This window comes from Serratia sp. LACPHL-BACT-2024-00286, assembly GCF_043109535.1.
In the GTDB taxonomy this organism is placed as follows: domain Bacteria; phylum Pseudomonadota; class Gammaproteobacteria; order Enterobacterales; family Enterobacteriaceae; genus Serratia; species Serratia sarumanii.
The window spans coordinates 898,475-910,783 of record NZ_JBICNA010000001.1; the positions used below are offsets into that span (position 1 = coordinate 898,475).

The 12,309-nt window shown below is 63.7% G+C and carries 10 protein-coding genes and 1 pseudogene; 3 read left to right on the forward strand and 8 right to left on the reverse strand.

The features are described 5' to 3' along the window. Positions 1 to 29: 29 nt before the first annotated feature. Entirely contained in the window at positions 30 to 1,646 is a 1,617-nt protein-coding gene (locus ACF8MC_RS04220) for a serralysin family metalloprotease (protein ID WP_048321530.1), read from the reverse strand. 411 nt (positions 1,647 to 2,057) lie between these two features. Here ACF8MC_RS04220 and ACF8MC_RS04225 point away from each other — a divergent pair, with 411 nt between their 5' ends. Then, positions 2,058 to 2,411, forward strand: a complete 354-nt coding sequence (locus tag ACF8MC_RS04225; RefSeq protein ID WP_033648487.1) for an AprI/Inh family metalloprotease inhibitor — start codon at positions 2,058 to 2,060, stop codon at positions 2,409 to 2,411. 4 nt (positions 2,412 to 2,415) lie between these two features. Here the strand turns inward: ACF8MC_RS04225 and ACF8MC_RS04230 are convergent, their stop codons facing one another. Beyond that, complete coding sequence (locus ACF8MC_RS04230) at positions 2,416 to 2,937, reverse strand: chromate transporter (protein WP_033634482.1); 522 nt, start codon at positions 2,935 to 2,937, stop codon at positions 2,416 to 2,418. After that, entirely contained in the window at positions 2,934 to 3,500 is a 567-nt protein-coding gene (locus ACF8MC_RS04235) for a chromate transporter (RefSeq protein WP_033634481.1), read from the reverse strand. The genes ACF8MC_RS04230 and ACF8MC_RS04235 overlap by 4 nt, the downstream gene beginning before the upstream one ends. Before the next feature lie 103 nt (positions 3,501 to 3,603). Here ACF8MC_RS04235 and ACF8MC_RS04240 point away from each other — a divergent pair, with 103 nt between their 5' ends. Then, complete coding sequence (locus ACF8MC_RS04240) at positions 3,604 to 4,515, forward strand: LysR family transcriptional regulator (RefSeq protein WP_164104923.1); 912 nt, start codon at positions 3,604 to 3,606, stop codon at positions 4,513 to 4,515. A gap of 287 nt (positions 4,516 to 4,802) precedes the next feature. Beyond that, positions 4,803 to 5,971, forward strand: a pseudogene (locus tag ACF8MC_RS04245) (cupin domain-containing protein). Between the two features lie 36 nt (positions 5,972 to 6,007). Here ACF8MC_RS04245 and ACF8MC_RS04250 read toward each other — a convergent pair. From ACF8MC_RS04250 to ACF8MC_RS04270, 5 genes are all read right to left on the reverse strand, one after another. After that, complete coding sequence (locus tag ACF8MC_RS04250; RefSeq protein WP_164104922.1) at positions 6,008 to 7,312, reverse strand: cytochrome c; 1,305 nt, start codon at positions 7,310 to 7,312, stop codon at positions 6,008 to 6,010. Between the two features lie 11 nt (positions 7,313 to 7,323). Then, entirely contained in the window at positions 7,324 to 7,782 is a 459-nt protein-coding gene (locus tag ACF8MC_RS04255; protein WP_025302752.1) for a (2Fe-2S)-binding protein, read from the reverse strand. Further along, positions 7,782 to 10,004 carry a molybdopterin cofactor-binding domain-containing protein gene (locus ACF8MC_RS04260; RefSeq protein ID WP_164104921.1) on the reverse strand — a complete coding sequence of 741 codons (2,223 nt, stop codon included), beginning with the start codon at positions 10,002 to 10,004 and terminating at the stop codon, positions 7,782 to 7,784. Before ACF8MC_RS04260 ends, ACF8MC_RS04255 begins: the two co-directional genes overlap by 1 nt. Positions 10,005 to 10,209: 205 nt before the next feature. Beyond that, on the reverse strand, positions 10,210 to 11,034 hold the full coding sequence (locus ACF8MC_RS04265) for a M55 family metallopeptidase (RefSeq protein ID WP_033648255.1): 825 nt from the start codon (positions 11,032 to 11,034) through the stop codon (positions 10,210 to 10,212). 16 nt (positions 11,035 to 11,050) lie between these two features. After that, positions 11,051 to 12,106, reverse strand: a complete 1,056-nt coding sequence (locus tag ACF8MC_RS04270; RefSeq protein ID WP_033648254.1) for a P1 family peptidase — start codon at positions 12,104 to 12,106, stop codon at positions 11,051 to 11,053. Between the last annotated feature and the right edge of the window lie 203 nt (positions 12,107 to 12,309).

A 12,309-nucleotide genomic window follows, 5' to 3' on the forward strand; every position in this document is an offset into this window, starting at 1 on the left:
GGCCCTTTTCTCTTTCCCCTGCATCGCCCTCAGGCAAACAGAATATCGCTCTGCTCTACCTGCCCGACCACATGGATCTTGAAGTCGGCGGCATAGCTGTTGCTTTGGGTGTTCATCAACAGATCGGTGGTGCCGTTGAAGGCGTCGAAGTTGAGCTGGATCTCGCCTTTCTGGCCGCTGAAGGCGCTGCCGCTGTCGATAAAGCGCAGCTCGCTCAGGCTGTTGTTGAAGCGTAGGCCGGAGAGATCGATCTTGTCGATGCCGTGCTCGAAGTCTTCAATCACGTCGAACGCCGCCACCGTGGACTCTTTGGCATTGAGATAGACGAAATAGTCGGTGAAGTTGTTGGCGTCTTTGCCGCCCCACAGATGATCCGCCCCCAGACCGCCGTACAGGATGTCGGAACCGGCGTTGCCCGCCAGCAGGTTGTCCTGATCGTTGCCGATGATCACATCGCGCCCGCTGCCGCCGATGGCGTTCTCAATGATCGCCCCGCGCGCGATGGCGACGTTCTGCGTGCCGCCGCCGACGCTGGAGAACGCGCCGTCGTTCAGGTTGATCATCTGCTGCTGGCTGTAGCCGGAGAAGTCCAGCGTGTCGTTGCCGCCGGCGTCCCACACCGCGAAGTTGACCGGTTTGCCGTTGTCCGCCGTGGCGGTCAGGAAATCGCGCCCGGTGTTGGAGTTAAAGCCGTACACCGTGTCGCCGGTGCGGGTGTTCATGTTGGCGCCGTACAATTTTTGGATCGCGGCGATGTCATCCACCATCGGGCCATAGCCATACACCCCTTTGGTGTCGGCACCGGTGTAACCGGCGTTGAAATAGCTCATGATCGAGTATTGCAGCGAATCCTGATAGTAAGCCGCGTCGTTCTGGTAGCTCGGGTTGCCCAACGAGGCGTCATAAGATCCCGGGTGCGCCAGCCCCAGGGCATGCCCCAGCTCGTGGGTGAAGGTCTGACTGCTGAAGTCGCCGCTAACCGGCGCCTGATGGGTGGCGAAGTTCTTGTTGAACCACACCGTGCCCGCAAAGGCGTTATCGCTGCCCGGTTTGGAGCTCGGCGGGTAATAGGCGTAAGCATTAATGGCATTCGGGCCGCTGCCGGCTGCGGTGCTGCCGTCGGCGCGCTGGGTGAAGTAGGCGAAGGTGATGTCCGCGCGATGGTCGATATCGGTGGACGCCGTTTCGGTAAAGGTCACGTTCGCCACGTCGGCCCAGGCCTGCATCGATTTCAGCGCCTGCGCCTGCGCCGCCTGGGTCAGCGGCTGCAGCCCCTTGTCACCGTCGCCAGTCTGGCCGATGCGGTTCAGCGCGCTCTGCGTCAGGAAGGAATAAGTCAGCGCGACCGGCTGGTGATACACCTGGTCGCCGTTGTGCGTAAGGCCCGGCCGCGTCAGCTGATCGGCGGCGCGATCGAAGCTGAAGTTATCGCGGATTTTACCCAGGTTGTTGATGGCTGCCCCGCCGCGCTGGTTACTGTAGAGGTTGGCGTTGTCCAGCGTAAACAGCGCGCCGTAGCCCAATCCGTCATAGGGGCTGCCGGGCTGGTGATAGTAAAATTGATAGTTATGATCGTTGGGGGATGTGGCGGCCAGGCTGGTGAACTCATCATCATCTTGCAAAATGTCATTGTGGCTACGGCGCATTGCATTCTCCTTTTACACAATAGGAACCCACTCGCTTTGTAAGACTATTCATCAGTCGTTCTAATCTAAGCCAAGGCTTAGGAATGACCAGTATAGTGACTCACCCCGGCGGCGCGAGCCCGCCCCGCCTGGCTTCACCGTGCCGGGCATTGAGATGGAGATGCTCGTAACAATTTGTATTCTCACTATATTAATGAGAAAAATAAGTGCATTAACGGGTTAATCATTCGTCTTTTTGCGCATTTTATCGCCGGTTAGATCAGAATAATCGAGGATTAAAAAACCTAATCCTTCCCTCATCATCAAGGTGGGTACGTGCTAAAGTGTGAACGGACAGCCGAAAGGAGTGACCCGATGCCAACCTTTTTTCTTATGCGCGCCTTGCGCCGCGCCAGCCTGACGGGAGTCGTTATGAGCGTATTGTGCAGCAGTGCCCTGGGCAGTTCACTGCCATTGCTGGAACCCGCCGCGCTGAAGGGCGACTGGCAGCTCGCCGCCATCGGCGACGGTAAAGCCGTCTGCGAGGTGCAGCTGAGCGACGAAGCGGTGGCCAACACCAACGCCTTCCGCTTCAGCGCCTCCGCCCAGTGCCTGCAGCCGCTGGCGCTGCAAACGTTGCCGGTCGCCTGGCGGCCGACGCCGGACGGCATGACGCTGACCGACGCCGAAGGCGGCATGGTGGCGTTTCTGGCCCTGACCGCGCCGAAGCGCTATGAGCTGATCGATCGCAACGGCCCTTCACGCTTTATGCTGATCCCGCGCTAATCCCTCAGGCGAACAGCAACCCGAGCAGCGCGCCGCCCGCCAGCACCCACAGCGGATGGAGGCGCTTGCTCATGCTCAATCCCGTCGCCAGCGCCACGATCGCCGCCAGCCGCCAGCTGGGCGCAGAAGCCTCGGCGATCAAGATGCCGCTGGCCGCCACCAGCCCCACGGTCAGCGGCACCAGACCGGCCTGCACGATGCGGCGCCACGGGCGATCCTTAAAGCGCCGCCAGGCGCCCATCACCAGCAACGTAACGATGGAAGACGGCCCGAACTTGGCGACCGAAGAAACCAGCAGCCCCGCCCAACCGGCCACGTGCCAGCCGACCAGCGGCACGATCATCATGTTCGGCCCCGGCGCGGCCTGCGCCATGGCGAACAGCGCGCTGAACTCCTGGGCGCTCATCCATTGATGCACCTCCACCACCTGCCGCTGCATCTCCGGCAGAATGGTCATGCCGCCGCCGAACGCCAACAGCGAGAGCTCGGTGAAGATCAGCGCCAGCGCAATCAGAACCCCGCTCATGACGGCCACCGCCACATCAGCAGAATGCTTAGCGGCGCCAGCACCAGCATGGTCGGCAGCAGCGGCAGGCGCAGCCAGGCGATGGCGATCAATGCCAGCGCGACGATCGCCAGCGCCGGCCATTTACCGCGCAGCGGCAGCAGCATCTTGATCCCGGTCGACAGCAGCAGCCCGGCAGCGGCGGCGGCCAGCCCGGCGAACACATGCTGCACGTGCGGATCGTTTTGGAAGCGGGCGTAGACCACGCCCAGCCCCACCACGATCGCCGTCGGCGCGCTGATGAGGCCCAGCAAGGCGCACAGCGCGCCGCGCAACCCGCGAAATTCCATGCCCACCGCCACCGACAGGTTGATGACGTTGCCGCCGGGCAGGAACTGGCACAGCCCCAGCAGCTCGGTGAACTGTTCGCCGCTCAACCAGCGCCGGCGCTCTACCAGCATGCTGCGCGCCAACGGCAGCACGCCGCCGAAGCCGATCAGCCCCAGCCACAAAAAGCCCACAAACAGCTCCGCGTTGCCCGGCGCTGCCGCCGGGTGCGGTTTTAACGTATTGATATCTGACATGACATTGCCGTTCCACATCGCTTGTTTTGATGTCTGGTATCATGCGCGCCGCCGTGCCATGATGTCTAATGCATTCCGGAACAACCAAAGATACCTTTGAGGTATGGCTATGATCGAACTGCGTCGCCTGCGGGCGTTCGTCACCGTGGTGGAAGAAGGCAACATCACCCGCGCCGCCGAGCGGCTGTTTATCCAGCAGCCGCCGCTGACCCGCTTGCTGCAGGGGCTGGAAGACGAACTGGGCGTAACCTTGTTGCAGCGCCTGCCGCGCGGCGTGCGCGTCACCGAAGCGGGCGGCGTGCTGTTCGAAGAGGCCCGCGCCCTGCTGGCGCGCGCCGAACGCCTGCGCGAAGCGGTGCAGCGCGCCGCCCGCGGCGAACAGGGGCACATCGCCATCGGCTTCACCAGCTCCGCCGCGCTGCACCCGTTCGTGCCCAATCTGCTGCGCCGCTACCGCGACATCCAGCCGGGCATCACTACCCAGTTGGAAGAGGCCGGCAGCGGCGAACTAATGGAGGCGTTGCTGGAACAGCGCCTCGACGCCGCCTTCGTGCGCTCGCCGGCCAACGGCATTCCCGGCCTGAGCGTCGAGCCGGTGCTCAGCGAGCCGATGATCGTCGCCCTGCCGCTGGGCCACCGGCTGGCGCAAGAAACGCAGCAACCGCTGCCGCTGGCCGAACTGGCGCACGAGGCGTTTATTCTCTATCGCCGCCCGGCCGGCCAGGGGCTGTACGACGCCATCCTGGCCGCCTGCCACCGCGCCGGCTTCAGCCCGCGCATCGTGCAGGAAGCGCCGCGCCTGCCGGCCACCCTCAGCCTGGTCGGCGCCGGGCTGGGGCTGTCAGTGGTGCCCGGCTCAATGCGGCGGCTGGGCGGCGACGGCATCGTCTACCGCACTCTCGCCGCAGAAGCGCAGCTCAGCGCCCCGCTTTACCTGGCGCTGCGCCGCAGCCCGGCTTCGCCGATCGTCGAGCGCTTTCGTCAGCTGGTGTTGGAGACCGTGGCGCAGTCATAAAAAGCCCGAACGGCCAATAATAAATGAAGTTCGTTTATTATTGATTTAAACTATTCGGCGACTAAATTTAATTCCACTTAATGACTATTCAACTTCAGATAAATTAATTAAACCTGCACTCACTTAGTAACAAACGCAAACAAATAAACGCCTACCCAATACATTCCAGCCGCTAGGATTTAAGGGTCGCAGCCTATTTTGTCGATGACAAAACACCTTTCAAGAGCAATTATGCCTTCCCTGCGCCTGCCTATTCAGACGCGCGGTTTTATATTGGAGAAAATGCTATGCTATCGCGTCGTGATATATTGAAAGTCTCCGCCGTCAGCGCGGCCGCCGCCGGCATGATCGGCGGCATCGTAAAAAATGCCGCTGCCGACGATCATCGCAATATCGTCCCCCCCAGCAGCTATCAGCCGCCTGCCGATGCGCAGCATCTCTATAAATATAAATTCACCGACAGCAAGAAGCGCAGCCTGCCCAGCGGCTGGGCGCGCGAAGCCACCGTCGAGCAATTCCCGATCTCCGAAGGCGTGGCGGGCGTGGACATGACGCTGGAGCCGGGCGGCGTGCGCGAGCTGCACTGGCACGCCATCGCCGCCGAATGGGCGTTTATGCTGGAAGGCCATGCGCGCATCACCATCCTCGACCCCGAGGGCAAATGCGAAGTGGCGGATTTCGGCCCCGGCGACGTGTGGTATTTCCCGAAAGGCTATGGCCATTCCATTCAGGCGCTGGCAGACGGCGCGCATTTTATTCTGGCGTTCGATAACGGCCATTTCTCCGAGTTCGGCACCTTCAGCATTACCGATTGGGTGGCGCATATGCCGAAAGAGGTATTGGAAAAAGCGTCAACATGCCGGCGGCGGTATTTTCCAAGGCCAAACAGGGCGAGGCTTATATTGTCGGCGGCGCCGTTCCGCCCACCTTGCCATTGCCGAAAAACGACGGCGGATTAAATAACGCCCCGCTGACCCACCGCTATGAATTAATGAAGCAAAAACCGTTCTTTGAAAATGACGCCGGCAGCGTCCATTTGGTGTCATCGAAAGAATTTCCCATTTCCACCACCATGACCGGCATCATCGAGATCGTGAAACCCGGCGCGATCCGGGAATTGCACTGGCACCCCAATGCCAACGAATGGCAATACTATATTGCCGGCAAAGGCCGCATGACGGTGTTCAGCTCACACGGCCACGCGCAGACGGAAGAGTACGCCCCTTCGGACGTCGGTTACGTGCCGCAGGGCTTCGGCCATTACATCGAGAACATCGGCGATGAGGATTTGAAGGTATTGATCGTGATGGACAACGGCATTTATCAGGATATTTCGTTGTCCGACTGGCTGGCGAAAACCCCGGCCTACCTGCTGGCGGACAACTTCAATAATCAGGTTGAGGACTGGCAGGACCGGCCGAAAGACAAGCGGGTCATGTCGCGGCGCAGCCGCTGACGCCACGGCGAGGGAGAAGCTCCCTCGCCGCTTTCTTTACTGCTTGCGCTGCTCCGCCACCTGTTTGGCGGTGACGTTGCCCTGCTTATCGCCGAAGTGGCCGACCACGAAGTTGGCGACCGCCGCCACTTCTTCGTCGGAATAGGCGCTGCCGAACGCCGGCATCATTTCATGCCGTTCGCCGATGCTGATGCTCGTCCCCTTCAGGATGGCCTGCACCACGCTGCGCCCCTGCGGATCGTTCACCGCCGTGCTGCCCACCAGCGACGCATACTCGCTCTGGCGGCCCGGCCCGTTCCACTGGTGGCAGCCGCTGCAGTCGTTGGCGAACACCCGCCGCCCGAGCGACTGCTCTTGCCCGCCCGGCAGGATCGGGGTGGAAGCCCCCGCGCCCTTCGGCTGCAGATTCACCGCCGCGGCGGCGTCGCCGGCGATCGGTTCGATATCGCGCAGGTATTTCACCAGCGCCAGATTATCTTCCGGCGTCAGGAACTGCAGGCTGTTTTCCACCGCTTCCGCCATCGGGCCGGCGGCGCTGCTGCGCCCCGGCGCATGGCCGGTGGCCAGATATTGCGACAGCTGTTGGTCGCTCCAGCCGCCGATGCCGGTCTGTTTGTCCGGCGTGATGTTGGCGGCGAACCAGCCCTGCACCACTTCACCGCTCAGGTGCTTGCTCTGGTTGAGGCCGAACCCCAGATTGCGCGGCGTGTGGCACTCGCCGCAGTGGCCCAGCGCAGTTGCCAGATAGGCGCCGCGGTTCCACTGCTCGTCCTTGTTGAGATCCGGCGTAAAGCGTTGCTCATGGAAGAACGCCAGGTTCCAGAATTTCATGCCCCAACGCTGATTGAACGGGAACGACAGATCGTTTTGTGGGTTGGCCTGCTTCACCGGCGGCAGGCTGAACAGATAGGCTTTGATCGCCAGCACGTCGTCGCGGCTCAGCCCAGTGTAGGAGGTGTACGGCATCGCCGGATACAGGTTGCCCTGCGGGCCGATCCCCTCACGCACCGCGCGTACGAACTGATCGTCGCTCCAGTTGCCGATGCCGGTCTCCTTGTCGGCGGTGATGTTGGTGCCGTAAATGGTGCCGAACGGCAGTTTGAAGGCGAAGCCGCCCGCATAAGGCGTGCCGCCCGGCGCGGTGTGGCACGCCACGCAGTCGGCGGCGCGCGCCAGGTACTCGCCGCGCGCCAGTTTATCGGTGATGCCGGCCGGCGCTCCGGCGATCGGCGCCGCAGGCTCCGCGCCGGTGGGCCGCAGCAGCGTGTATAGCGCATATCCTCCCGCCAACACCACCACGGCGATAATCAGCCATAACAGCCCTTTCAAGGCGTTGCTCATCGCATCTCTCCCTAACCCAACGCCTTGGCGGCCTGGTGGATGGCGGCACGAATGCGCACATAGGTGGCGCAGCGGCAGACGTTGCCGCCCATCGCCGCGTCGATGTCCGCATCGCTCGGATTTTTACTTTGCGCCAGCAGCGCGCTGGCGCTCATGATCTGGCCGGACTGGCAGTAGCCGCACTGCACCACGTCCAGATCAAGCCAGGCTTCCTGCACCGCCTTGCCTTCCGGCGTGGCGCCCACGGCTTCGATGGTGGTGATTTTCTTGCCGACGGCGGCGGAGACCGGCGTCATGCACGAACGCACCGGCACACCGTCCAGATGCACGGTGCAGGCGCCGCACATGGCGATGCCGCAGCCGAACTTGGTGCCGGTCAGGCCGGCTTCGTCACGCAAGAACCACAGCAGCGGCATGTGCGGATCGCCCTCGAAGGTCAGCGGCTGCTCGTTTACGGTTAATTGAATCATCAGGTTCTCTCCTTGTCAGACGCCGGGTTCGCGGTGGGATTATGCAGCGGCAGGCTCAGCGAGGTGCGCGGCCGCCCGAGCAGCGCCAGCGCATTGCCGACCGCCGGGGCGATGGTCGGCACCCCCAGCTCGCCCACGCCGGTCGGTTTCTCGCTCGAGGGCACGATGATCACTTCGATCTCCGGCATCTCATCGATGCGCAGCGGGCGGAAGTTATTGAAGTTGGACTGTTCGACCACGCCGTCTTTCAGCGTGATATTGCCGTACAGCGCCATGCTCAGGCCGTAGCCGATGCCGCCCTCGATCTGCGCGCGGATCACGTCGGGGTTCACCGCCACGCCGCAGTCCACCGCGCACCACACCTTGTGCACTTTCGGGATGCCGCCTTCGCCGATCGACACCTCGGCCACCTGCGCCACATAGGTATCGAACGCCTTGGCGACGCCCACGCCGCGCGCGCGTCCGTCCACCACTTTCGCGCCCTGCCAGTCAGCGGCTTTCGCTACCGCCCGCAGCGCGCCCGCCGCGCGCGGCGCGTCGCCCATCAGCGCCAGCCGCCCTTCGACCGGATCCTGGCCGGTTTCCTGCAGCAGTTGATCGATAAAGCTCTCCACCGCGTGGCCGGTGTGGGTGCTGGCGACCGACCGCAGCGAGGTGGTCGGCACCTTGCCGGGCACGATGTGCGCATCGCAGCGGAAGGCTTCGAAGGTGTATGACACTTCGCTGGCGCCCTCGACCATCATCTGATCGAGTCCGTTGACCACCAGCGCATCCATCGCGCTGTGGCGCGTCCAGGAGTGGCCGACCACGGTATCGGTCCAGCCCACCACCTTGCCGCCGCGAATGGCGCCGCGCAGGCGGTGCAGGATCATCGGGCGATACCAGCCGTTGCGGATGTCGTCCTCGCGCGTCCATACCACCTTCACGCCGTGGCCGGGGCCGATACCCTTGGCCGCCGCCGCCATGTCGGCCGCCAGATCCGGCCCCAGCGTCGGGTTGCCTAAATCGATGCGCCGGCCGAAGCTGCCGCCCGCCAGGATGGTTTCAATCTGCACCTTGTCCGGCGGCAACTCGAACAGATCGCACAGCTGCTTGTGATCGAGCGTTTGAATTTGGCAGCCGTAGTGCGCCTTGACGCTCTCGCCGTCCCAGAACAGATAGCCGTCGAGCGGCTCCATCGGGGCGTGGGCGACGTACGGGAAGGTGTATTCGGCCTCGATCACCTTGTCGGCCTTGTCGAACACCTCGTCCGGCTTGCCGTGGCTCTTCGCCACCACGCCGGTTTTCTGCGCCACCTGGCGGAATTCGGCGTAGATCTCCTCGGTGTTGCGCCGTTCGGCCTGCGCGTCGTCCCACGTCACCTTCAGCCGCTCCCGCCCCTGGATCGCCGCCCAGGTATTTTTGGCGTAAACCGCCACGCCGGTGGCAACCTGTTTCACCGCCACCACGCCCGGCACCGCCAGCGCGCGCTCGGCGTTGAAGGCCGCCACCTTGCCGCCGAAACGCGGCGGTTTCTTGATGGTGACGGTCAGCATGTCCGGCTCGTGGATATCCTGCGAGAACTGCGCGCTGCCGTTGGTTTTCGCCAGCGAATCGACGCGATGCAGGCCGCGCGTTTTGCCGATCAGGGTGAAATTGGCCGGATCCTTCAGCGTCAGGCTGGCGGGATCGGGCGGCGGCAGCGTGGCGGCCAGCGCGGCGAATTCGCCGAAGCCCGCTTCGCGTCCGCTGGCGGCATGGCGGATCTTGCCCGCCTGCACGGTGATTTCCTGCGCCGAGGTTTTCCAGCTCTGCGCGGCGGCCTGCACCAGCAGCGCGCGCGCCATGGCGCCCATGCGGCGCATTTGCTCATAGGCATTGGCCACCGAGCTGGAACCGCCGGTGCCCTGGAATCCGAAGGCCAGGTTTTTGTAGATATGGGTGTCCACCGGCGCGGCGACGACCCGCACCTGCGCCCAGTCGGCATCGAGCTCTTCGGCAACCAGCGTCGCCATGCCGGTATAGACCCCCTGGCCCACTTCGGTGTGTTTACTGATGACGGTGACGACGCCGTCGGCGCCGATCTGAACGAAGGCGTTGGCGTCAAACGCTGCCGCGCCGGAGGCGGCCGGGGCATTCGACCGCGCCAGCGCGCCGGTGGACGGCAGATAGGCGCCGATCACCAACGCCCCGGCGCCGACGATAAACCGCCGCCGCGAAAGCGGAACTTGGGATATGCTCATTGCTCATGACTCCAAAAAAGCCGAAGGCGTCACTGCCTTCGGCGAAACAAATCTTGTTATGGAAATGGGTTGTTGCGCCCGTCGGGTGACATAGCGCAACAGAGCAATAATTAGCGTAGCCTATTATCCAGCAGGCCTAATCTTGATAAGGGATTTTTTCGTTGAGGAATCGTGCGCTGCGGGCGGGTAGCCCGCACATCGTGCATCAATTCTGCGTCGTCGCCAGATACGAAAAGACGCTGAGCAGGCGGATTGGCGCCGCCATGTTGTCGCTGTCGAAGGCCACGGTGAGCGCGTCCTGGCGCTCCACGCCGGGCACCAGACTGAACAGATCCGCCAATACCGGTTTGGCCGCCATCAGCGTCAGCCGGTAAGGCGGCATGAAGCGGCGCTCCACCGGCAGCTTCCCGCCCTGGCGCACCTGCTGCATTGCCCGTTCGCGGATCTCGGCGCGCGCCCGCTGCGGGCTGAGCGATTCGGCGGCGGTTTGCGAGATCGCACGCTTGACGCAGGCATAGCCGACGTGCGGGTAACGTTCCGCTACCCAGCGTTGCAGCTCGTCGTCGCCGCTCACCAGCCACAGCGGCACGTTCAACTCGGCCGCCGCCGCCGCGTACAGATCGCTTTCGCCCACCGCTTCGCCGTTCAGACTGACGCGGTAAAAGGCCCGGCCGTTGATGGTATGCGCCAGCACGCCATGCTCGCCGGCGGCGCTGTGGTAGCCGATGAACATCAGGCCGTCGTAACGTTGGTGTTGCAGCCCTTCCACCATCGACAGCCCACGCGGTTTACCCTGCACCAGGCGCGCGCGCCCATCGAGGCGATCGGCGCGCAGGTTCTGCATCATGGCGTGGCTGTCGGCCACCGTCACCGCGGTGGCCCCGCCGGCGAAAGCGCCGTCGATGGCCGCGTTGACCTCCTGCTCCATCAGCTCGCGCGCCGCCGCATAGTCGGCATGGGCCGGGTTGCATTGCTCCGGCCGCATTACGCCGGCGATACCTTCGATATCCGCAGAGATAAAGACTTTCACGTCACGCTCCCGTTATTTAATTTTCCGCCAGCCGATCGAGCAGCGGGCCCAGCGCCATGCGATCGTGCCGCTGGAAACCGCTGACGCCCTCGGCGCTCAGCAACGCATCCAACACCGCGTATTCGGTGGCGTCCGCCGCCGCCGCAAACAGCGGCTCCAGCCGTTCGTCCGGCAGCGTGGCCCCCAGCAACCGGGTGGAAAACGCCAGCGCGATATCGCCGGAGCCGTGCCCCCAATGGCTGCCCACTCGCCCCAGGCCCGCGCCCGCTCGGCGGGCGATGCGGTTAAGCTGGCGGCTGTCCAGCGCCCGATCGCAGGCGATGATGATAATGACCGAACCGGCGTCCACCTGCGGCGGCGGATCCGCCAGCAGCCTGCCCAGCGCCTGGCCAACGCGCACGCCGCTCAGCGTCAACGAGTCGAGGGTGCCGAAGTTGGCCAGCACCAGCACGCCGAGCGTGGTGCCAAGCCCCGGGCAATAGCGCGAGGCGGTGCCGATGCCGCCTTTCAGGCCGAAGCTGCTCATGCCGCGCCCGGCGCCGACGCTGCCGCGCGCAAAGCGGGTGGAATGGTTATCCAGCGCGCTGAAGACGTGCTCCTCGCGCACCGCCATCGCCTGAATATCGTTGAGGTAGCCGTCGTTGCACTCCAGCACCAGCGGGTTGATGGTGGCGCTGCCGCGGCCGATCTGCGGGTAGCGCAGACAGCTGCGCCGCACCATGGCATTGAACAGCGTGCCGACGGCGAAGGTGTTGCTCAGCAGGATCGGCGTTTGCAGCACCCCCAGCTCGTTCAGCTGCACCAGCCCCAGCGGTTTGGCGAAGCCGTTGAGCACCGCGCTGCCGCACGGCAACGGCTGGTTGAACAGATCGCCCGGCGGCACGATGGCGGTAACGCCGGTCTGGCATTCGCCGTCGGCCAAGGTGTGATGCCCGACGCTGACGCCCGGCACGTCGCACAGGGTATCGGTCGGGCCGGCCGGATAGCGCGCGCCCGGCAGGCGGCGATGGCGCCGCCAATAGCTCAGCAGATTGTCGAGGCTTTGTTGTTCAAACGCCTGGCTGTCCGTCATGGTTCCCTCATCCGCCTTAGCCCATCAGAAAACCAGAATATCGCGCAATGTAAGCGCCCAGTAAATTGAAAACCGGAGCGGGCAGAAAAAATAGCCTTGCCCCATCGCCGTTCGGACCAACTCGCCGGCATGTGGGGGACCATTTTGGCGGCCCGCAGGCCTGAGCTTATTGGGTTTTTAGGGGGCAAAACAGGGTTAACGGC

What these genes read in the sequence shown, in the direction of transcription:
- ACF8MC_RS04235 (WP_033634481.1), bottom strand. Translation starts at nt 3,500, where the DNA reads ATGTCAGATATCAATACGTTAAAACCGCACCCGGCGGCAGCGCCGGGC.
- ACF8MC_RS04230 (WP_033634482.1), bottom strand. Translation starts at nt 2,937, where the DNA reads ATGAGCGGGGTTCTGATTGCGCTGGCGCTGATCTTCACCGAGCTCTCG.
- ACF8MC_RS04240 (WP_164104923.1), top strand. Translation starts at nt 3,604, where the DNA reads ATGGCTATGATCGAACTGCGTCGCCTGCGGGCGTTCGTCACCGTGGTG.
- ACF8MC_RS04225 (WP_033648487.1), top strand. Translation starts at nt 2,058, where the DNA reads ATGAGCGTATTGTGCAGCAGTGCCCTGGGCAGTTCACTGCCATTGCTG.
- ACF8MC_RS04255 (WP_025302752.1), bottom strand. Translation starts at nt 7,782, where the DNA reads ATGATTCAATTAACCGTAAACGAGCAGCCGCTGACCTTCGAGGGCGAT.
- ACF8MC_RS04250 (WP_164104922.1), bottom strand. Translation starts at nt 7,312, where the DNA reads ATGAGCAACGCCTTGAAAGGGCTGTTATGGCTGATTATCGCCGTGGTG.
- ACF8MC_RS04270 (WP_033648254.1), bottom strand. Translation starts at nt 12,106, where the DNA reads ATGACGGACAGCCAGGCGTTTGAACAACAAAGCCTCGACAATCTGCTG.
- ACF8MC_RS04220 (WP_048321530.1), bottom strand. Translation starts at nt 1,646, where the DNA reads ATGCGCCGTAGCCACAATGACATTTTGCAAGATGATGATGAGTTCACC.
- ACF8MC_RS04260 (WP_164104921.1), bottom strand. Translation starts at nt 10,004, where the DNA reads ATGAGCATATCCCAAGTTCCGCTTTCGCGGCGGCGGTTTATCGTCGGC.